The sequence below is a fragment of the Vibrio mytili genome (assembly GCF_049563345.1).
In the GTDB taxonomy this organism is placed as follows: Bacteria; Pseudomonadota; Gammaproteobacteria; order Enterobacterales; family Vibrionaceae; genus Vibrio; species Vibrio mytili.
In genome coordinates, this window is sequence record NZ_CP110482.1 from 981,936 (window position 1) to 1,003,949 (window position 22,014).

Annotated in this window: 20 protein-coding genes and 1 tRNA gene; 7 read left to right on the forward strand and 14 right to left on the reverse strand. The window is 44.0% G+C overall.

Going from position 1 to position 22,014, the window contains the following annotated elements; all coding sequences use genetic code 11:
• Window positions 1-140: 140 nt before the first annotated feature.
• Window positions 141-665, forward strand: coding sequence for a spermidine N1-acetyltransferase (speG, locus tag ONE56_RS17935; RefSeq protein WP_331437694.1), 525 nt, complete (start codon window positions 141-143; stop codon window positions 663-665).
• A gap of 132 nt (window positions 666-797) precedes the next feature.
• On the opposite strand, the gene sbmA is transcribed toward speG, so the two are convergent.
• Entirely contained in the window at window positions 798-2,081 is a 1,284-nt protein-coding gene (sbmA, locus tag ONE56_RS17940) for a peptide antibiotic transporter SbmA (protein ID WP_423840639.1), read from the reverse strand.
• Window positions 2,082-2,855: 774 nt separating this feature from the next.
• The gene (locus tag ONE56_RS17945) at window positions 2,856-4,949 is read right to left on the reverse strand and encodes a TonB-dependent receptor domain-containing protein (protein WP_423840640.1); all 2,094 of its coding nucleotides are present in this window, start codon (window positions 4,947-4,949) and stop codon (window positions 2,856-2,858) included.
• A 160-nt stretch (window positions 4,950-5,109) separates the two neighbouring features.
• Here ONE56_RS17945 and ONE56_RS17950 point away from each other — a divergent pair, with 160 nt between their 5' ends.
• Window positions 5,110-6,006, forward strand: coding sequence for a LysR family transcriptional regulator (locus tag ONE56_RS17950; RefSeq protein WP_423840641.1), 897 nt, complete (start codon window positions 5,110-5,112; stop codon window positions 6,004-6,006).
• A gap of 300 nt (window positions 6,007-6,306) precedes the next feature.
• Here the strand turns inward: ONE56_RS17950 and ONE56_RS17955 are convergent, their stop codons facing one another.
• From ONE56_RS17955 to ONE56_RS17965, 3 genes are all read right to left on the reverse strand, one after another.
• Window positions 6,307-6,687 (reverse strand): carboxymuconolactone decarboxylase family protein, encoded by a 381-nt coding sequence (locus ONE56_RS17955; protein WP_423841153.1) that lies wholly within the window; start codon window positions 6,685-6,687, stop codon window positions 6,307-6,309.
• 61 nt (window positions 6,688-6,748) lie between these two features.
• A complete protein-coding gene (locus tag ONE56_RS17960; RefSeq protein WP_041153974.1) occupies window positions 6,749-7,105 on the reverse strand; it encodes a MerR family transcriptional regulator in 357 nt (118 codons plus the stop codon).
• A complete protein-coding gene (locus ONE56_RS17965; RefSeq protein ID WP_331437698.1) occupies window positions 7,102-7,389 on the reverse strand; it encodes a putative quinol monooxygenase in 288 nt (95 codons plus the stop codon). The genes ONE56_RS17960 and ONE56_RS17965 overlap by 4 nt, the downstream gene beginning before the upstream one ends.
• 281 nt (window positions 7,390-7,670) lie before the next feature.
• Here ONE56_RS17965 and ONE56_RS17970 point away from each other — a divergent pair, with 281 nt between their 5' ends.
• The 5 genes from ONE56_RS17970 (at window position 7,671) to ONE56_RS17990 (ending at window position 13,441) form a co-directional block, all read left to right on the forward strand.
• Entirely contained in the window at window positions 7,671-7,964 is a 294-nt protein-coding gene (locus ONE56_RS17970; RefSeq protein WP_423840642.1) for a YhdT family protein, read from the forward strand.
• On the forward strand, window positions 7,957-9,462 hold the full coding sequence (gene panF / locus ONE56_RS17975) for a sodium/pantothenate symporter (RefSeq protein ID WP_423840643.1): 1,506 nt from the start codon (window positions 7,957-7,959) through the stop codon (window positions 9,460-9,462). The genes ONE56_RS17970 and panF overlap by 8 nt, the downstream gene beginning before the upstream one ends.
• Before the next feature lie 102 nt (window positions 9,463-9,564).
• Window positions 9,565-11,325 carry an ABC transporter ATP-binding protein/permease gene (locus ONE56_RS17980; RefSeq protein WP_423840644.1) on the forward strand — a complete coding sequence of 587 codons (1,761 nt, stop codon included), beginning with the start codon at window positions 9,565-9,567 and terminating at the stop codon, window positions 11,323-11,325.
• 439 nt (window positions 11,326-11,764) lie between these two features.
• A complete protein-coding gene (locus ONE56_RS17985) occupies window positions 11,765-12,994 on the forward strand; it encodes an aldose 1-epimerase family protein (protein ID WP_423840645.1) in 1,230 nt (409 codons plus the stop codon).
• 370 nt (window positions 12,995-13,364) lie between these two features.
• Window positions 13,365-13,441 (forward strand) — tRNA-Pro (locus ONE56_RS17990).
• 117 nt (window positions 13,442-13,558) lie between these two features.
• Here the strand turns inward: ONE56_RS17990 and mnhG are convergent.
• The 9 genes from mnhG to ONE56_RS18035 form a co-directional block, all read right to left on the reverse strand.
• Entirely contained in the window at window positions 13,559-13,855 is a 297-nt protein-coding gene (gene mnhG / locus ONE56_RS17995; protein ID WP_041153978.1) for a monovalent cation/H(+) antiporter subunit G, read from the reverse strand.
• Complete coding sequence (locus ONE56_RS18000; RefSeq protein ID WP_041153979.1) at window positions 13,855-14,133, reverse strand: cation:proton antiporter; 279 nt, start codon at window positions 14,131-14,133, stop codon at window positions 13,855-13,857. Before ONE56_RS18000 ends, mnhG begins: the two co-directional genes overlap by 1 nt.
• Window positions 14,126-14,602 (reverse strand): Na+/H+ antiporter subunit E, encoded by a 477-nt coding sequence (locus ONE56_RS18005; protein ID WP_423840646.1) that lies wholly within the window; start codon window positions 14,600-14,602, stop codon window positions 14,126-14,128. Before ONE56_RS18005 ends, ONE56_RS18000 begins: the two co-directional genes overlap by 8 nt.
• Window positions 14,599-16,095, reverse strand: coding sequence for a proton-conducting transporter membrane subunit (locus tag ONE56_RS18010; protein WP_423840647.1), 1,497 nt, complete (start codon window positions 16,093-16,095; stop codon window positions 14,599-14,601). Before ONE56_RS18010 ends, ONE56_RS18005 begins: the two co-directional genes overlap by 4 nt.
• Window positions 16,092-16,445, reverse strand: coding sequence for a Na+/H+ antiporter subunit C (locus ONE56_RS18015; protein ID WP_423840648.1), 354 nt, complete (start codon window positions 16,443-16,445; stop codon window positions 16,092-16,094). Before ONE56_RS18015 ends, ONE56_RS18010 begins: the two co-directional genes overlap by 4 nt.
• A complete protein-coding gene (gene mbhE, locus ONE56_RS18020; protein WP_423840649.1) occupies window positions 16,445-19,120 on the reverse strand; it encodes a hydrogen gas-evolving membrane-bound hydrogenase subunit E in 2,676 nt (891 codons plus the stop codon). Before mbhE ends, ONE56_RS18015 begins: the two co-directional genes overlap by 1 nt.
• A gap of 175 nt (window positions 19,121-19,295) precedes the next feature.
• Complete coding sequence (locus ONE56_RS18025; RefSeq protein ID WP_164833019.1) at window positions 19,296-19,472, reverse strand: hypothetical protein; 177 nt, start codon at window positions 19,470-19,472, stop codon at window positions 19,296-19,298.
• A 104-nt stretch (window positions 19,473-19,576) separates the two neighbouring features.
• Entirely contained in the window at window positions 19,577-20,512 is a 936-nt protein-coding gene (locus tag ONE56_RS18030; RefSeq protein ID WP_423840650.1) for a universal stress protein, read from the reverse strand.
• Window positions 20,513-20,683: 171 nt separating this feature from the next.
• A complete protein-coding gene (locus ONE56_RS18035) occupies window positions 20,684-21,844 on the reverse strand; it encodes a glycoside hydrolase family 5 protein (RefSeq protein ID WP_423840651.1) in 1,161 nt (386 codons plus the stop codon).
• Between the last annotated feature and the right edge of the window lie 170 nt (window positions 21,845-22,014).

Consider the following 22,014-nt stretch of genomic DNA (forward strand, 5'->3'; position numbering starts at 1 on the left):
GTTTTTTGTCGTAAGGATCAAATTTTTATAATGAAGTGGCCGTCGAAAACGCATTAAATTTCGGAACCATTGACGAAACTGGATTACAATCCTCGTCACGGAGATCAGGGAGTGACTTTTACTCTCTTTGGAGAAACAAAATGAAAAAAGGTCTTAAAATGCGTGCGCTAGAACGTTCTGATCTACGTTTTATTCACGAGCTGAACAATAATCGTAATATCATGGCCTACTGGTTTGAAGAGCCTTATGAGTCCTACGATGAGTTAGAAGAGCTGTATCGTAAACACATCCATGATGATGCCGAAAGGCGTTTTGTTGTCGAAGACGACGACGGGATTGTGATCGGCCTTGTCGAGCTTATCGAAATTAACTACATACATCGTAGTGCTGAGTTTCAAATTATCATTGCACCCGACCATCAGGGACTTGGCTACGCGACCGATATGATACACCGTGCGTTAGACTATTCGTTTTCAATTTTGAATCTACGTAAAATATACCTACTGGTTGCAGTAGACAATGACATTGCTATTCACCTCTACAAAAAATGCGGTTTCATTGAAGAAGGCCATTTGGTTGAGGAGTACTTTATCAATGGTGCTTATCGAGACGTTAAAAGAATGTATATTTTGAAGCACCAGTATCAGAAAGAAACGGCACAGTAAAAACGACGGCTTAGGATTAAAATCACCACTCAAGTGTATCGGCTTTACCGCAAAAAAAGAGCCGCTCAATGCGGCTCTAACTGCTAAGGTCAGTTGACCTTTTGAAATGATTTTTAAAGCGAATTGTTGGTATTAACCCGCTTGGTTGAGCTGAAGTTCAGCTTGAAGCGACTCGGCTTCAGCTTCATTAAGCACTTGCTCAAAACCTTTTAGACGCTTATGAATTGAAAGCAGTTCAACAATGGTCGTCCAAGAGTTAACTAAATATTGGAAAGAGTTCTCCACTTGGCTAAAGGCATTCATAATGCGTTGCATCATACCCAGTGTAAATGCGCCCGCCACAATGGATGGCGCTAAAGCAATCATGGGAACGAATGCACCGACCTGCAAATAACCATAGCGAACAATATTGAAGTACACGTAGTGTAGGTAAAGTCGAAAATAGCTACGACGAACATTACTAAACAATGCTTGCAAAGTAATAGGCTCTGCACGATCTTCGTGGTCTTCTCCGTAAACTAATTCTTTACGGTATGCCGCTTCTACTTTCTGGTTCTTAAACTCCAACCCTGGTAGTTTTGACCCAGCGATTGCCAACAGCATGGTGCCAAAAATCGACCAGAGAATCGCAACGAAAACCAATGCTTGAGGTATTTCACCCAGAATCGGAACTGATTTTACGTGTTCCGACAAGCTCCAAAGAATCGGTAGAAATGCAAGTAACGTCATGATCGAATTGAGGAAACTGATACCCAAGTCTTCCATAATCGAAGCAAAACGCATGGTGTCTTCTTGAATACGCTGAGAAGCACCTTCTACGTGACGGACATACTCCCACTTTGACGTGTAATAATCGGTCATTGCCGTTCTCCAACGGAACACATAGTGACTGACAAAAAATGAGTTACACACCGCCACAGTTATCGCGACCATCAATATGAACATTACCGTAGAGAGCTCCGAGTAAAACTCGGTCATTGTAATACTGTTTGGAGCGGACAGTGCCTTTTGGATCAAGTTGTAAAAGTCACCATACCACTCATTAAGAGCCACACTGACTTCCACCTGAAACCAAGTAACGAATACGATTAATCCAGAACCAGCGACAGACCATTTTGCCCACTTTTGGCCACCCACTTTTAGCCAAGTGCCAATGAATAAGGCATAACACACCGCCATATATTGATATAGCCAAGCGTTAGTCGCACTCTCTTGCGCGGATTGAAACTGTGCCACTAAGTCGGGGTTAGCATCAGCAGCGAGTGCGCTAGGATAATGAAGACCAAACCAGTCCGCCAAGCTTAGACTAGGGCCAAGATCTTGAATGAGAGTATACCAACCAAGGACACAAATGACGGACCAAAAAGTGAAGCTAAAGAAAAACAGCTTAGGTTTGGGAAAAAAGGAATCGAACACGATAAGTACCTTCTGTTACATTGCTGTGCTCAGCACTAGCGTAATTGAGATGCAGTGAACACAAACAATCATCAAGAGTCAGCCTGAAAGGGTAACCTCGACAATTGACGTTGATCATCACTTCGACAAGAACAATGAATACAAATTCACTCTAAAAATCTCGCCAGAGTGACTTCAATGCATTACGTCACTTCCTTGTTTTCCTGATTACTATGAATGATTGTGAATAGTTAGCATTGGACGAGCAGCCTCTCCACAAAAGCCATTTGGTGTCCATGATTTACTTTTGAGTATATTAATAGAGTTGCTCCAGTAAACCTTATGATTAAAATTAATAATCATTAAATTAAATAAAATCAATTATTTAAAAGACAATCCCTGTTTCACTTTTAAGAAAGAAAACAGAAAGAACACCGGATTTTGACGTCCCCGTGACCTCCCCCTGCTAGATAACTGATTTACACAATGGCCTTGATTTAATTTCACGAGTAGGCATTAACGAAACTGAAAGTAGAAAAAGAAAAAGAAAAAGAAAAAGAAAAAAGCCATGATACCTAATGGCGTCATGGCTTTTTATGCTTAAATGTTAACCCCGCGCCGATTCTAATAAATATCTCGACATTACCATCGTAATACAAAAACGAACTTGCACTTTAGTCGTGCATAAAATGTAAACTGAGAGATAGTATATAGAAACAATGCAATAAGGAGCGGTGGTCCATCCCACTACTTAGCTACTTAGCTACTTAGCTACTTAGCAATACATCTATTCAGTTAAAAATTGTAAGCAACAGACAAGTGATACTTACGCCCGTCTAGAATGTAGCGATAATCTGCATCTTCTTCTGGATTAACCTCTTCGTTAAAGACATTGTATACCCCTGCCTTTAAGCTAAGGTCACGTTTTGGTTTGTACACTAAACCTAGGTCGTAGAATGTGTAATCAGGAATAGTTAGACCATTAGTCCCGCGTCCACTCGTACCCGTTTGCCAGCGGCCCGAGGTTTCTCCACGATAGTTTCCTTGTGTCCACAACATCAACTGCTCTGTCGCTTGCCACTCCAACGACGCATTAAACATATGTTTCGCAACATCATTAAGCGGTTTACCCGCGTATTCTCCAGACTTTTGTTCTGTTTTGGTGTACGTGTATGAATGACGGTACATCAGATCTTGAGTAAATTGGTAGTCAAGGGTGAACTCAATGCCCGACATCTCAGCTTCTGCAATATTTTCATACGCGGTGTAGCCGTACTGATGTGCTGGATAATAGCTGCCGTTATAGTAACAATCGACATCCGCTTCGCACACTCGACCGGTACGATTAATCTTGTCTTTAAATTCTGAGATATAGGCAGTTAATGCGGTTGATAGACCTGAACCATAGAGGTCGTCATAACCAAGACCAATCTCGTAGTTAAGGCTCGTTTCCGGTTTTAGCTCTGGGTTACCGATGATCACGCCACCACGAGAGGTTGCGCCGAAATCATTCGCACTTTGACGTAAGCTCGGCGCTTTATAACCTGATGTGACACCACCTTTAATAACGACTTCATCAGTGATGCCATATACCCCATACACTTTAGGACTAAATTGGCTACCAAAGTCTTGGTTATCATCAAAACGACCACTTAATACAATAGAAAGATCGTCAATAGGCGCCCACTCATTTTCTGCAAACACAGAATATTGGTAACGCTCCATTGTGTTCACTGCATTCGCATCAGGAACCACAGGTGGCGTTAAGCCATTAGTCGCACCATCCTCTAAGCGCTCATTTTTGTAGGTTGCACCAACGGTCAGCGTATTATTATCCCAAAACCAGTTAATCTGAGAATTGACTGTCAAAACATCGAATTGTACACCGTTACCCGTAACTTCATTGGTGCGTGTGGAGTTATCAGAATCATCGTAATTAACATACGATTTCCAGCGCATGTCGTCATAATGACCTTCATGCTCGATGAAATAAGTATCACGAACCGATTTGTCGTAGCTCAGTTCAGCGTCACTGATACTGCCGTCGCGGTTTGTGACCGTTTCAGCAATACTTATTCCTGGCGTATGAGTTCGCTCTTGCACATAGCGGCTATATCCAGCTGAAAGATTGTTTTGCTCATCGATCACCCAATTTACTTTTGAGGAAAAGTTTTTACGCTTGTATTCCGGGTCAGACGCTGAGCTTTTTCTGTCCCCTTCAAAGTGACTTTCGTCTTGGTTTAAAAAGGAGCCACTAACTTGCAGAGCAAGCTTGTCATCAACTAGCGGGGCATTCAGAACGAAGTTGGTTTGCATCGCATCTTCATTCACTTTATTGGCACTATCGGCTTTAGTGTACTCGGTAGCAATGCTGCCACTCCATTCATTGCGAACTTTTTTGGTGATGACGTTAATGACGCCACCCATCGCGTCAGAACCATAAAGTGCTGAAGCCGGACCACGAATAATCTCGATTCGCTCTATCTCCGAGACAGGTGGTAAAAAGTTGATCGGTGTCCCTGCCTGAGACCCATTCATTCCAAAAGCGTCATTGCCTTGTACAGGACGACCATCAATCAAAAACAGTGTGTAGCTGGAAGCCATACCACGGATCATAATGGATTGCTCAACCCCGCCGCCCATCACTTGCACACCTGACATATTTTTTAATACGTCAGTAATATCCGTATAGGCTTTTTTCTCAATGTCTTCAGCAGTGATCACAGACATGGTTGCGGGCGCGCGCTGTAACGTTTGTTCAAAACCAGATGCAGTAACAACCATGGTTTCATCTGCTTGATTTTGCGCGTCTTCCGCCCAAGCTGCACTTGGGCTAATTAACCCAAGAGAAACGGCCAGCGCAACTTGAGAGGGGAACCATCTGAACATGCAAAACTCCTTAAGTGTTAATAATTATCAATATCAATTTTGATATGGCCATTATTCATAAAATTGATTTCTGAAATAGATCAATATGTGGGACAATTTAGACCGTAATTGGAACAATTCTCATTCGCAAATTGCCACTTTCATTGCTTAAGGAGCTTACATGCAAGACCTCAGCGCTGTGCGCGCGTTTCATGCCCTATGCCAGCACAAAAGTTTAACCGCAGCGGCAAAGTTTTTGGGGCAACCGAAATCGACGCTCAGCAGAAGACTCTCTCAACTCGAAGAGGATCTTGGACAGGCTTTGGTGACCAAACAAGGCAATAGACTGATGCTGACTAAAGCGGGGAAAGTATTCTCAGCTTACTCAGAACAACTGTTGGCGCTTGCATGTCAAGGTAAAGAAGCACTTCATGAACTGAATAATCAAGTGAGCGGACAGTTAACGATTATCGTCCATCCTAACTTGACACGCGGTTGGATGAGCCGAGTACTTGATACCTTCATGCAAGACCACCCTGAAATTAAAATACGGATGTATAGTCAGTTCTATCATGGCGAAACAGCCATTGATGCAGATTTGATTGTTTGGATAGGTGATATGACTCCAGCGGGATATCATCAGGAGCAACTTGGACTGTGGCACTATGCGGTATATGGCTCGCCAAAATATTTAACTAATAATGTTAGCTTGAGCCACCCTAAAGAACTGATTAATCATAATTGGATTGACTTGATCTCCGCTCGGCAGGAGTCGCTCACCTTATACCATGAGAGCCATGGTAATTATGAACTTCCAGCGTTGGAAAGCCGTTTACAAAGTGACAATTTAACCATGCAAGCTGATGCAATAGCGAAGGGAAGAGGGATCGGACTACTACCAACTTGGCTAGCAAATGGATTTGAAAAAGCGCATCCTGGTAGTTTAACGCCCTGCCTTGAAGGCTGGCTTTCCGCGCCTGCGGCCATTAACTGCTTTTACTCAACAGGCAGGCACCCTTTGAGATTAAGACGCTTTATTGAAGTATTGCGTGAAACTCGCATAGCAGAGTGGAAATAACATTCAGGTGTAAATGGAGACGGGATAACTCATGATATAAATTATTTAAAAAAGAATACTGCTCTTCTTTGGTCCTAATTACTTCATGGCTTCCCGCTATTCGGCATGCTAAAAAAACTTATCATTAAAACCAGCGGAGACGTTTAAAAAGATATAAACAACGAAGCCAATATGCCACGTCCTTAAAACCGTTACCTCATCTGAGAGTGATAGACAAAAAACCGTCTCGACGATACTCGTTCAGCGATTTACAGAATAGTGGCAGCTGGTCTTAGCTAGATACATAGCGATCATTGAATACTAATTGGTAGCGCGTTCCTCCAGTACTTCCTTAACTGCAAACATGCCGTTTAATGCAGCGGGAAATCCTGCGTAGACAGACATCTGAAGAACCACTTCTTTTATTTCCTCCTCGGTACAGCCAACATTTAGGGCCGCATGAAGATGAACTTTAAGCTGTGGTTGACAGTTGCCGAGTGAAGTTAGTGCCGCAACCGTTGCGATCTCTCTAGATTTGAGATCTAACCCAGCTCGGCTGTAAATATCTCCAAATGGGTACTCAATTATATACGTTGCCAAATCTGGACATACCTCTCTAAGGCTTTCTATTACCTTGACCCCAGCGTCTCCATCAATCTTGCTCAGTTGTTCTAAACCAAGTTCGTATCTCGTATTATTCATCATCTTAGTCTTCCTCTGTTTGATTTTGTAACAGAGGCTAATGGTTAGAGTATACTCTAAGTCAAGAACAAATTTTGTCATCATAGAAAGCTATCTTGCCATCAAGTGCTTTAAGGTGAGCAAGCTGATTTTCAATCTCAGATTTTAGTTTGTTACGGTGTAGCTCTAAAAGTTGTTTCCTTTGTTGTAAGGAGCTGTCGCCGAGTTCCCGTAAATCTGCATATTGCTTAATTCCTTCTAGGTCCATACCAGTTTCTTTCAAGCGAATAATAAACTGGATCCACTCGACATCTTTCTGCGTGTATGACCTGTGACCACTAGCGTTACGTGTAATGTTTCTCAGTAGCCCGACTTTTTCATAATAGCGAAGCGTATATGCAGACACTCCCACTAATTCAGAAAATCTTCTTATGTTCATGGTTGATGACCGCGCAATACTTCATAGTGACGCTCGACATTCATTGTTACCTCGCCCCAATAAGATTTCCTCACCCTTTCCTGGTGAGACTCAAAAGCAACCCAATCCGAAAACTCCTCGTAAACATCAAAACGAAAAGGATTCTCCGAGTTTTCAGTAACACTGAATGTAATACAGCCCGGTTCTTCAAGAGTTAGCCGTTTATGGTTTACCAGTTCACTTTTGACTGATTTAAGATCTGCCTCAGGAACTATAATGAAACCTTTTAATATGACTTTTGACATTGCCTTCCTTATTGCGCCTAATTTACCACTTTACTCTTGCACAGCAGTTTAAGTTTATCTTATCGATTTACGTCGGCATGATGGTTGATAACCCCCTAATACCCTATTGACTCAAGGTCTTGTCTTGCATGTTGAGATGACAAGCAATACTATCTCCTCGTACTTTAACGAGGCCGAACAGTGGGAAGTATCGCAATCAAGACCGACATGCATCCTAATATTTTATATCATCGACCTCATTCGTATTTCCACATGACAGTGATTACCAATCCAATTATTTTATGCACACACAATCTGACCTAAACCGTCAGGCCAATCGAGAAGCATGTTGGGCGATATTACTTGCTCTATGCTATTTTGCCTGGTGGTACATTAGTGCTTATGTTTTTTCTGGCCCACAAGGTGAAACACAACGACCAGATTTGTACTGGGGTATGCCGCTATGGTTTCTTTTATCCTGCGTTTTTGGTCCGATACTTTTTACCGTCTTGTGCGCCCTAATGGTGAAGTACCTGTATAAGGATATCCCGCTAGATAAACACGACGACAAACATAAAGATGAACGTTATGAATAGCCAACTTATTATTCCTTTGTGTTTGTATCTTGTCGCGGTTTTCGCTTTGGCATTTCTCACCCGCCGATATCACAAGCCAGGAAATTTTCTCACAGAATACTTCGTCGGCAGCCGCAGCATGGGAGGCTTTGTACTTGCCATGACGTTGGCCGCAACCTATGCCAGTGCCAGCAGCTTTATTGGTGGGCCGGGCGCCGCTTACAAAATGGGGCTAGGTTGGGTACTACTGGCGATGATCCAATTACCAGCCACTTGGCTGACTCTCGGTGTATTGGGGAAAAAATTTGCAATTGAAGCGAGACGTCACAACGCTCTTACCATCAATGATATGCTGTATGCCCGATTTAAAAGCCGCAAAGTGGTTATTTTTGCTTCCCTTGCCCTGCTTTTAGCTTTCTTTGGAACCATGGTAGTACAGTTTGTTGGGGGAGCACGTCTACTGCAAACTGTACTAGGGATAAGCTACCAAAATGGGTTACTGTTGTTCGCCTGTACAGTCGGTTTATATACGACGATCGGGGGGTTCCGAGCGGTCGTTCTTACTGACACCGTACAGGGAATCATGATGATCATTGGCACCATCGTCCTACTTGTAGGTGTCATTCATGCAGGCGGAAGTTTAGAGGCTCTCGTCACCAAGCTTCACTCCATTGACCCAGATTTAGTCACACCGTATGGTCCAGACCATTTCCTTAGCCAACCGTTTATTCTCAGCTTTTGGGTGTTAGTCTGCTTTGGTGTGATTGGCTTGCCGCAAGCCGCCGTGCGTTGTATGTCATACAAAGACAGCGCATCTCTTCATAAAGGGATGGTGATCAGTACGGTAATGATTGCATTGGTGATGTTCGGGACTCACCTAACTGGCGCGTTGGGTCGAGCAATCGTACCTGAGGTCTCTAGCCCAGACCAAATCATGCCTACATTGATGATGACGGTTCTCCCACCGATGTTTGCAGGCATCTTTCTTGCCGGTCCCATGGCAGCGATTATGTCGAGTATCGATTCGCAACTGATACAGGCATCATCAACACTACTTAAAGATCTGTATATTAACTATATCAATCCGGAAATCGTCAAAGAGCAAAGCGCAGATCGCAAGCTAAACCGCATTTCAATGTGGACAACTGGCATTTTCGCTGCTCTGGTTTTTGTTGCAGCGACGAATCCACCAGACATGATTATCTGGCTAAACCTTGTTGCATTGGGAGGACTTCAAGCAGTATTCCTATGGCCACTGGTTCTTGGCTTATATTGGTCAAAAGCCTCGGCGACTGGCGCTTTCAGTTCCATGGTCATAGGACTGGGTGTGTACATCAATTTGGTTTGGTTCAAGCCTGACATGGCAGGTCTCCATCCCATTGTTCCGACCATGATTTTGGGGTTACTGGCTTTTGTCATTGGTAGTTTAATTAAACCCAACGCCGTTGATGATCAGAAGCGACTCACTCACTCCGACAGTGTTCGCGATGATTTGAACACATCCCATAGCCATATGTAATCACTCGTCTTAGTGCAGTTGGTATAGGTTAACGACTCCGCTGGCTGCACTAGACAAAGTGCTTTACCATGCCAAGAATCAGGAACGCATTGTGAGCCACGAATGAGCAATAAAAATTACAAAAATCTCAGTATTCTTCTAAAACTCAGTACCTTTGTTTCACCTTACAAGTGGCGTGTGACTGCGGCATTAGTCGCCCTAGTTACCACCGCCAGCCTGACATTATCGGTAGGGTATGGGGTACGTATTCTTATTGATCAAGGATTTGCACAACAGTCATTGCAACAACTGACCAGTGCGATTCTGTTTATTGTTGCGATCACACTATGTATCGCTACGGGCACTTTCTTCCGCTTCTATTTGGTATCATCCGTCGGAGAGCGTGTGAGCGCGGATATTCGTCTTGCCGTGTTTAACCATGTCATTTCTCTGCACCCTAGCTATTTTGAAACCAACAGTAGCGGCGATATTATGTCACGTCTTACTACTGACACCACCTTGCTACAGAGCATCATTGGTTCATCATTTTCAATGGCTATGCGCAGCGCAATTATGTGTGTTGGGGCTATCATCATGTTATTTGCCACCAACTTTAAGCTCACCCTGATTGTGCTGGCATCTGTACCATTTGTTCTCGTGCCCATATTAGTTTATGGGCGTCGAGTGCGTGCGCTGTCGCGTCAAAGCCAAGACTCAATGGCCAATATGGGCAGCTATGCAGGTGAAGCAATAGAACACATTAAAACCGTACAAAGCTTTAGTTCAGAGCAACATGAAAAAGCCGCGTTCGCAGTAGAAGTGGAGAAAGCGTTCGAGGTAGGAAAGCAACGGGTGAAGCAGCGCGCTATTTTAATATCCGGCGTGATTGTCATTGTATTCAGTGCCATTTCAGGCATGCTTTGGGTAGGCGGCAGCGATGTTATTCATGGCAATATGTCTGCAGGTAACCTTGGAGCATTTGTTTTTTATGCCATCATGGTCGCATCTTCAATGGCCACCATTTCAGAAGTGCTTGGCGAGCTACAAAGAGCAGCAGGTGCGACCGAAAGGTTGATTGAGATCCTTCAAGTCAACAGCGATATAAGTGCGCCAGACCACCGATTCCCGATTAGCGATACGTTGCCTGCAGAAGTGACATTTAACTCCGTTCATTTCAACTACCCTTCTCGCCCGAACCAGCCAGCAATTAAACAACTTAACTTAACCGCGGAACAAGGTAAAGTTCTAGCGTTAGTTGGCCCTTCTGGTGCAGGGAAAACAACAATATTCGAACTGTTACAGCGTTTCTACGACCCACAACAAGGCCAAGTTTTGTTAGGAGGAGAAGATATTCGCCAGTTCGATCCTAGCGATCTTCGCCGCCAAATGGCTCTCGTACCACAACAGCCGGCATTATTTAGCCAAGATGTGTTTCACAACATTCGCTACGGCAACCCAGAAGCAACGGATGAGCAAGTGTTTGAAGCGGCAAAAAAAGCCCATGCGCATGAATTTATCGAGAAACTACCCGAAGGCTATCATAGCTTTTTAGGTGAGCGGGGCGTGAGACTCTCGGGGGGCCAAAAACAGAGAATCGCGATCGCTCGTGCCATCCTTAAAGATCCAAAGATTCTCCTGCTTGACGAAGCGACCAGTGCACTCGATAGCGAGAGCGAATATCATGTTCAGCAAGCACTCGAAGCGCTAATGAATAACCGTACCACACTGATCATCGCGCATCGTTTATCAACCATCCAACATGCTGACAAAATAGCAGTTTTAGACGGTGGCGAGTTGATTGATATTGGCGATCACCAATCATTGATGCAAAGCTGCGAACTGTATCAAAGGCTCGTGGCATTGCAGTTTAAACACTTAGACTAAGCAATCGAATTTGGGGCTAAACTGACTAAGCCCTATTTGGCAGCGCACTGTCTCGGTGTTTCGAGTGCGCTGATTCAAATCCACTCAATATGCCCCCTTTCCTTCGCCCTTTCTGTACGTTGTCTCCTTGTTTTTGAACACGCTTCGCTGATACGCGTTGTACTTATTTATGCGATTCAACGTCTTAATCATGGACTCAGCGATTAAACCTGTAACTTCAAGTTTTTGTGTTCCGCAAAGAAATCATATCTCTCAAATACAGGAACTGTTTCAAAATATTGCTGAAGTTGATTCAGCAATCATAATTTATGCCAATTCCTCACTGTCATGTTATCAACATCACAATGCCACTTATTGCGCATTGTACCTGTCTACGTTAGGCGTATGTTTTAACTGAATCGATTCAGCTTTGCCATTTCACAACAATTAAGGAAAGAACATGAAAATCAAGTCAACGTTAGCTGCTGTATTATTTGGTTTGACCGCGATGAATGCCCACGCAGTTGAGTTTGTATTAACCGACGCCGCACAGGGAAAAGACGTCGGTGACTGGCTCGTCAGCAGCGATTCTCTGAAGATGAAAAGTGATACGCCTTTTTCCATAGAAAAACGCCGCTTACATGGTGGTAAGCAGATGGGTGTTGATATCCTCGTTGTCAATAACGGCGATCTCACCATTACACTTGTCCCAACCCGGGGGATGGGCATACTGAATGTAAAACGTGACAATGAACGTGTTCTAGGATGGGACTCTCCGGTAAAAGAAGTCGTTAATCCGGCATTTATCGACTTAGAGAGTCGTAATGGTCTTGGCTGGTTAGATGGCTTTAACGAAATGCTTGTTCGCTGTGGCTATGAGTGGACTGGTCACCCGGGCGTCGATGACAATGGGCAACTACTGAGCCTTCATGGACGTGTTCAAAATACTCCTGCTTCAACAGTGAAAGTTATTATCGATGATACACCACCACATAAAATAACCATCGAAGGTGTGGTTTCAGAAAGAACCTTTAAAAAGGCGGAATTGGAAACATTAACAAAACTGGAAGTCGTCCCGGGAGCAAACTCTTTCGCTCTTCATGATACGTTGACAAATAAAGCAGACTACGATGATGAGTATCAGATCATTTATCATTCCAATTTTGGACGTCCTATCTTGGAAAAAGGCGCGAAGATCACGGCCGCAGCCAGTGAAATCTCACCATTTAACGACTACGCTAAGGCGGGATTAGAAGATTGGCAAACCTATCTGGGCCCAACAAAAGACTTCGATGAAATGGTATTTAACCTAAAGCCAATTGGCGACTCGGAAGGCAACTCTTTGGCTGTGTTGCACAACCAGTCAGGTAATCAAGGTGTGTCAGTTGGTTTTAACATTGAGCAACTCCCGGTACTCACACTGTGGAAGAATACCGACACGGAACAACAAGGTTATGTGACTGGGATTGAGCCTGGTACTAGCTATGCTTACAACACCAAATATCAACGCCCTCTGGGTTTAGTTCCAACAATTAAAGCGGGCGAAAGCAAGCAGTTTGATGTTACTTATACAGTACTTGGTGATAGTAATGAGGTTAATTCGGCGCTAGACACCGTCAAAAGCATCCAGAAAGGTCTGTCAGTTAAGAAAGTTGCACAGCCCTTGGTAGATTTAAGCAAAGTTGAGTAAGCCCCCACGTTGCTAAAAGGGCCAGTTTGTTGGCCCTTTCTTTTCAACATCTTATGAAATAAAACCATCGAGCATTCGATCACGCACGCAGTCATCATATTGAGTATGTCTTTTTAAGCCAACTTAGCCCCGTTTGGTAACGCCATATCCACTAAGGTATTCTGAACTAAGGTATTCTGAATAGGTACTTGAAGTTCGTCATCAAAGTTGATTGATATAGCGACACACAGCTTAACAAACTCTACCGTTCAAAATAACAAATTTGGGGTAGATAGAGTTGAGGGTAAGCCAAACTGCAACAACTTCTATTTAAACAACAGAAAGTTAAGGGTTGACAGTGACGAAGTCCTGCGTAAAATTCGAAGTCAGTCGGACTGTAGCGCAGCTTGGTAGCGCACCGTCATGGGGTGTCGGGGGTCGCTGGTTCGAATCCAGTCAGTCCGACCATCTTACCTTTATATGCATAGCACTCGTTGGTACGATTGTATTCATACCCATGGTAGGTATCGCTGCGATTCACCCCTTAATCAACTCACTTTTTCCTTTAATGTCAGTCTACGTGCTTCACTTTGAGTTTCGCCACATCCTATAACCTTTCTGTCTCATCGCTTTACCCAGTAGATGAGTGGCAACAGGCGCGGTTAGGAAAATAAACAACATAGTGCCAAGTGTACGCGAAATAACCGTATTATCAGGAATCGATAGTGCTACAGCCAAAAGTAATGAAGCAACACCAAATGTGCCCGCTTTAGTCGCAGCATGCATACGAGTGTAGAGATCCGGCATACGCACAATTCCTACGCTGGCTATCAAGATAAACAGGCCCCCTAAACACAGCAAAATGCCAATAAACAATTCCATTACTCCTCTCCTTCTCTCTTTGCGATCAGCCGAGCAAAAGCGATGGTGCCGAGAAATGCCACCAAACCAAGTGTAATTGCGATATCTAACAACGACTCTTGTTTACTATCCAAGGTGTACACGGCGATGAACCCAATCGTGACAAAGGATATTAGGTCAAGTGCAACGACTCTATCCGCCAATGTTGGTCCCAAGGTCAATCGCACTAATGCCAAGGCCGCGCTGAGCAATAAACCACCATAAGCGAAGACAATACAGATTTGCAGCCAACTATCCACGAGTCACCTCCAAAATACGCCGTTCCAAACCCTCTTTGATTTCACGAATAACCTTATTATGCTCAGAGGCAAACATAGCATGCACCACAAGGTGTTTTTTGTCAGGCGTGACATCCAAACTCAACGTACCAGGCGTTAAAGAAACCATATTGGCAAGAAGCGTGATTTCTAAATCCGTCTTTGCATCGAGTGGCACGTAAACAATATCCGGCTCACTTAAATGTGTTGGAGTTATCACATCCCAAGCCACCTGAACAACCGATCTCACCATTTCCCAGAAGAAGTAAATGAGTAAGAACAGAAGTGCACCAAATACTCGAAAGTAACCACTGTGACGCCTAAATGGCAGGCTTAACCTTAAGGCGAAAAAACCAACGATAAAGCCAATGAGAAAATTGCCGATGGTATAGCTTCCATTTAACAGCATCCAAGCGATGGCAAGAAAGAGATTGAGAAAGAAGTAAATCATTCACGACCTCCCAACACCGCTCTGATGTAATCGTTAGGCTGTAATAACTGTTCTGCGGCTTGCACTGCAAACTGATATAAGGGTTCAGCAACCAGGCCGATAAATAAACTGAACGTGGTCAGTATTGCTATAGGTACGCTGTACAAATATAGAGTTGATTTGGCTAATTCATGCTCTTCAGCACCGCTATCCGCTTTTTTCCAAAACACAGCGTTCCAAATTTTACTCATAGAAAAGACCGTTAATAAACCGACCAATAACGCAGTCCCTGCTAGCCAATATCCCTCGGTCACTAAACTTGCCTTAATCACCAAAAATTTGCCCCAAAAACCGGACAAAGGTGGAAAACCCGCTAACGAGAATGCGGTAACCAAGAAGAAAAACGCTAACCAAGGCATCGCCTTATATACACCGCCTAACTTTTCGAGCTTGCCAGAGCCGTATTTACGCTCAATCAGGCCTCCAATCAAAAATAGATTCGCTTTCACCAAAATGTGGTGGATGATATAAAAGATACCACCAGCAATCGCTAGAGGTGTATAGATCGCAAGTCCCATAATCATGTAACCAATTTGACTAATGATATGAAACGAAAGGATTCGCTTAATATCAAACTGACTTGCAGCTCCAAGCACCCCGGTCAGCATAGTTAGGGCAGAGATCCACATTAACGTCGACTGCCAACCACTCTCGGGGAGTGGAAACACTAACGTGAACACCCGCATCAATGCGTAGACGCCAACTTTGGTCAGCAACGCTGCAAACAAAGCGACCACCGCGCTTGGTAAGGTATGGTACGAAGCCGGTAACCAGGCAAATAGTGGAAACAAAGCGGCTTTGATAGCAAAGGCGAATAGAAACAGGCCAGCAAGCAATACTTTTGTTTCTGGCACAAGCGACGCAGCTTTAGTGTGGAGATCCGCAAGGTTTAAGGTACCGGTTGCCCCGTACAAAAGCCCTATAGCCAACAAAAAACATAAAGTAGAGATAAGATTTAAAATCACGTACTTAACGCCAGCATCGATCTGTCTCTTATCCGCATCCAAAATCATCAGGCCAAAGGAAGCAATCAACATCACTTCAAACCAGACATAAAGATTGAATACATCACCCGTTAGAAACGCGCCGTAAATTCCCGCAAGCAAGACATGCATTAATGCGTGATACGTTCCGTAAGATCGCTTGTCTCGAATATCGCCTACCGCATAAAACGTACAGATCGAACCAATAATTGCAGTAACCATCACCATGGCGACAGTCAATAAATCAGCAACAAATACAACGCCAAACGGGGCACTCCACTGGCCAAAGGCAACCGCTTGTGGACCCAACTGCATGACATCGTTCACCAGAAAAACGGCGACTGCTAGCGTAAAAAGCGTACTCGCGCAGCTAACACCTTGGGCAAGATTCGCATTCTGTTTGGTACAAAACACTGCGATCGCCGTCAGAATCGAGGTCACGATCGGTAAGGTTAACCACATCGTCGTCATTCATCCTCCTCTGAGCGGCGCATCTTATCAATATCTGCCGATCCTGTTTCTGAATACGCTCGATAGAGCAAAATCAACGCAAAAACCAACAAACCAAAACCAATGACGATGGCCGTCAGAATTAACGCATGCGGTAACGGGTTGGCAAAGCCATCCGGTGGTAGCTTCGCGTTTGCATCAATGAGAGGGGGCTGTGACGCCGTTAAACGTCCGGCAGTAAATATCGCGAGATTAACCGAGCTGCTGAGCAGAATTAGCCCAAATAAAATCCGTAACACATGTCGCTCGAGTAAAAGGTAAATACCCGCAGAAATAAACACACCAACGACTAAACTCCACAACACTTCCATCAGTCGAGCACCTCATTCACGTGTAATAGCATTCCTAAAACGCCGCCGATAACCGCAAAATAAATCCCCAAGTCAAACAACAATGGCGTACCAATCGGCAGGACTTCTTTCCACCACAACCCCGTTAAAAAAGGCAAATTAAAAGCAACACTCAATAAGCCTGCACCTAGGCTGAGTAAAATGCCGAACATAGCAATGCTTAATGGGGAATAGTACAAACGCTCTCTTACATATTTTGGAGACTCAGCAAACATCAACAAAGCAAAGCCTATCACCGCAATTAGCGCACCAATAAAACCGCCGCCCGGTTCGTTGTGTCCGCGCAGCAGCAAATAAAGAGAAAACACCAACATCAACGTAGAAACAATGTGCGCCGTGGTGGCAAAGATTAACGAGTGAACAGGAGTCCGCTTAGGGTTACTCATGGTGAGTAGACTCATCGCGGCGATACCCGCAATGACAACTACCACTACCTCTCCCAACGTATCCATGGCACGAAAATCCACGAGTATGACATTAACGATATTCCGACCATGTCCACCAGGGACACTGTTACTGGCAAAAAAATCGGCCAACGTTGGGTCCAGTGGTTGGGCGGTGATATTGAGTAGCAAAGCAGAGACGGAAAAGCCGATGCTACCTGCTATCGTGGCGTGCAATACTCGTCGCCAATTAGAATGTTTCGTGACTGTGGAGAGCTTTGGCATGTGACGCATAAGTAAAACCACAAAGACCAACATTAGGGTTTCAACTAATAGCATGGTTTTCGCAACATCGGGGGCGCTGTACAACATGAACACCAATGTCGTCATAAAGCCCACCATACTCAGCGCCGCAACCGCCAACATTCGTGACGCCGTCACAACGCAAACAACAACAGCGGCGATGAGTAACAATGCAATCGCCACTTCATAGAAGTGAAGTGCCGACAGTTCGGTAAATCGAGAGATTGGTACCAATGATAGATTGCTGATCAACACGATGGCCAAAACGAGGCTAAACAACAACACGTAACGACTTAATCGTTTTTGCTGCAAAACGTGTGTTTGCCATTTAGCTACGTGTACCAATCCATCGATCAATCGGTCCAATACTCGGTCAGCTCTAGGTAAAGAGAATGAGGTTTTTTGCGAGATAGACAGAATGGACGGGTAAAACGCGAAGATGATTCCTCCAAGTGCCAAAGTAGCAAGGCTCAAAAGCAATGGGGGGTTTATTCCCTCCCATAACTTCGCCGCTTCAGGTAAAGCATTAGGTAGAATCGATACGACACCAGGAATAACGACATGACTGTTGACCCAATCAAGCCATAACAGTGGCACAATCACACCACCCAACGAGAGCAACAGTGCAGGAACCCATAATCCTTTCACTTTCTCGACGTGTTTTGTAGAAACAGGTGAACGTTCGGAAGACGCAAAGAAAGGCTTATAGATAAACGCAATCGACACCGCCACCATGATCGCATTAACCAACAATAACAGTACAGTGATGATATTGGTGAGCTCTAGCCCTGACTTGTACATGTATTCCTTGCTTACAAAACCTAAAAACGGGGGCAAGCCTAATTTAGACAGTGCGGCCAAAGTACCGGCTACCAAACTAAAAACCAAAACGGTCTTAAGGCCATGAAGCTGAGTAATGTCTCGGGTTCCGGTGGATTTATCGATGTTCCCAACCACCATAAACAGAGCGGCCTTATAAAAGGAATGGGCTAAGATAAACACCAACGCAGCCTTTATTGCCAACTCAGTTCCCATTCCGAGCAACAACACAAGCTTACCTAACGCCACGTTAGTGCTGTAGGCAAGCATCAGTTTTAGATCGGTCTGTTTTAGTGCTAAGCACGCGCACCAAATAGCGGTCACCCCACCGACAGTGCCTAATGTAAAGAACCAAGCATCACTGTGTGAGTAGATCGGAGACAATCTCGCTAAAAGGTAGACGCCGGCTTTTACCATCGTAGCTGAATGCAGGTATGCGCTAACAGGCGTTGGAGCAGCCATCGCGTTGGGCAACCAAAAATGGAACGGAAACTGAGCGGACTTGGTGAATGCCCCTATTAAAATGAGCACAAGAGAAGGGATAAACCAATGGTGTTGAGCAATCACTGCGGCTTGCGAAATGATGACACCTATCTCATAACTGCCCGCGATTTGCCCCAATAAGATTAACCCCGCTAATAGGGCTAGACCGCCTGAACCTGTCACCAACAGGGCCTGCAACGCTTTGTGGCGAGATTGTTCCTTCTCATGATTGAAGCCAATCAGTAAATAGGAGGTAATGGTCGTGAGCTCCCAAAATACGAATAGCAACAATATGTTATCGCTCAACACCACCCCCAACATGGAGAGCATAAATAACGTGAGGTAAAGGTGAAAAGAAAAACGAGCCCCATGGTCACGCATATAAGCAAGGGCATAGAATTGTATCAGTGTACCGATACCACTGATCAAACATGCAAACAAAAACGATAAACCGTCCAGGCGAAAACTGAGATTAATATCGAGACTTGGAACCCACTCGATATACCAACCCACCCCTTCGCGGCTGTATGCATTGAGAACACACAGTAAAATGATGAATGACAACAACGGAAAAATCATCAGTAAAAGCGTGTCTTTTTTCCAGTGCAGAGTTCGGTTGTTAGTATTATGGTTATTCAATATCGCCATCCATGGTTATGATGCGCGCCGCACCATTCAACTGTTTGGCTCACTCGCATCTTATAAACGATTTTGACCTGTAAAAAGCTCTTGAGACTGACCCTTAGCCCGAGCGCAGCAGATGAACGAACTAAGGGAAAAGAGTATCTACTTCAACGTAGACCGATATTCCGATAAATTCTAGTTACTTAACATCGGAAGTGACATACGTTTTGAGATCGTTGTGATGCGTGTATTTATCTTCATCCTGCGTAAAACTTAGCGAGTCATAGCAACAATCGCCAATCTCGTTTCTCGGGCATACTAGAATATTTGCTCGCTCTACCATTTCAGTTCGACAGACTGGACAATAAGTTTTCATACTCCCCTCCTTTACACACTAAAATTTAGTAACCAGTTCAACCTTAGCTCACTCCTCCTAATTCATCGTAATCACATACAGTAAATGATACCAACCATAGTAAACTACGTGATTGGCGACACAAAACCTTCCGGCTTCATTGCCACCAAAGAGCAGTTTATCGATTGAAGGATGTTTTCTGCAGTATTGCCGATAACAAACCCTGCAATACCAGTTCTCGCTAACGTGCCCATCACAAGCACATCAATTTCTAATTCATCAATGATGTCGGGTATCTTATCGTCGGCTTTACCATGAAGAAGATGGAACACCATTTCACCTGCAATCCCAGACTCGTCAATAAGACTTTGCAATGCTTGCTCGTGTTTAACTTTTGCGTTGGACACTTCTTTATCTAGTTGCGCATCTTCTACTTGAATCCACATGTTTCCATCCAAGTAGTTTTCCAAATAGTATTCCCAGCAAGAAATGACATGCAATCGACTATCACAAGTATCAGCAATGGAGCGAGACAGCTCTAACAACCTTAACGACAACTCATGTTGCTCATCACTCGTCCTCATTGGGTCAATCGCGACAGCAATACGGCGCTTATTTCGCGGTTTATCAATTCGACGATGTAACCAAACTGTACAAGGGCATTTTCGCAGTAACGTCATATCAATGGCTTTAAAGCCTTCTGCCCCTTCATTTAAAGGCTCTGCCTCTTTGATGATCAAATCGTTGTGATGAGAAATCGCTTCCTGAATGATGCAAACAGCAGGCTGTTGGCTACTTTTGACGGTCAAGGGAAACGGAACTTGCTCTTCAGAAACGTTGTTTTCTACTCGTAACACTTTGACACGCTCGAGTAAGGAGTCGTACAGAGATTGTTCGTATCTTTGTTGATATTGAACCAAGTGGGTCGGAAAATCTTGACAAGCAATAAGGCCTGTCACGGGGACACTATTGTTAGCAGCAATTCTGATCGCTTGCCCTAAGGCATCACTGTGCCCTGGAAGTCCTTGAGTAGCAAAAAGTATGTTCTCAAAACGTTTCATACACACCTCCTTTACTGGTTAATTCTTAACCAGTAAAGGTTTTTTTTCTAGTCAGGATTGTAACGGTTAGTAACTGAGCTCAACTGATGCACTAACCTACATACATTGGTAGCATAAAAAATTAATGACCGAAATGCCTCTATCCAAGGTACATTAACTTGGTTGCCTTATTTAATCGTTATCTGCGTTTTTAGGTATAAGTCCTTCAACTAGCGCTTTTCGCCATTGTTCTGTAAATGGATCGTAAGCACCAAAACCAGAGCTGTACTCCCAGTAGTTCCAGCTATACCCTCTCTTTTCAGCTTCTCTGGTAATGAATGCTGTCCAAGCGCGTTGATCTTCTCGCGCAGAGTATTGACTGTAGACACCAAACTCACCAATGTTAATTTCAAATCCATGGCCAGGTTCAGCATTCCATGTATCCACAATATTTAAGTAATCGAGCAGTACTTTCTGCTGCGACTCTGTCGCCAACCAACGTGTCCCAATCCATGCATCGGCCCCATCTACCCAAGAAGCTCCCTGATGAGTGAATTGAAACGGTTCGTAGAAATGCACCGTAATGATTGTATTATCGGGATTAGATGATTTAGGCAGTTCCAAATAAGGTAGCTTAGATACCCCACCCCAATCTGCAGGCCCAATCATGACTTTACGTTGGCCAAATGCGTTGTTTTGAGTAACAGCATTTGCATTCCAAACGATATCGGTGAGATCTGAAATTAAACTATTCCATTCCTTAACGGTGACATTTTCATGGGGTTCATTAAGAAACTCAAAAATCAGTTGGTCTTGATTATATTGGCTTATAGGAAAACGCTTAGATAGTTGGTTCCAAAACTTCAATAGTCGTGAGCGTTGATAGTCAAAATCTTTATCATCGTAAAATAGTTCGTCAAAATGGTGAGTATTGATGATTACTTTTAAGTCTTCCTGAATAGCCTGATCAACCACTTCTTGCACACGTGACAAGAAAGCGTCATCGATAGTATTAGGATCATTAATCAACGTGTGTGCACTCCAGCGAACAGGGATCCGTACACTTGAAAAGCCAGTTTGGCTGATGTTTCTAAAGTCACTGGCCTGAATCGTCAGGTTATTATTCCACTCCCCTTCATAAGTGGGCGACTCAAGATAATTCCCCATATTGATACCACGGCCAAGCGCAGTAACGTTAAGCCCTTTGCTGTCATTCCAATGGTACATATCTGTGTAATAACGACTATCTAGAACAACCGATTGTTCACCTTTATCGCTGCTACCCGAGCCACAGCCCATCAACGTGATGAGACTTAACATTGCCACGCTTGTTACTTTTATCTCACGAAACATAAAACACTATTCCTTTAAAACCCCAATAGCCATGAAATGTCACTCCAATTGGCAACCATTAAATAAACTTTTTATATCTACAAGCAGCTCTAAACTGCTATTTATGAATTTGTGTACATTACAAAGCCACCTCACTCATAGGAATGAGATGGCAATATTGGTTTACCCTG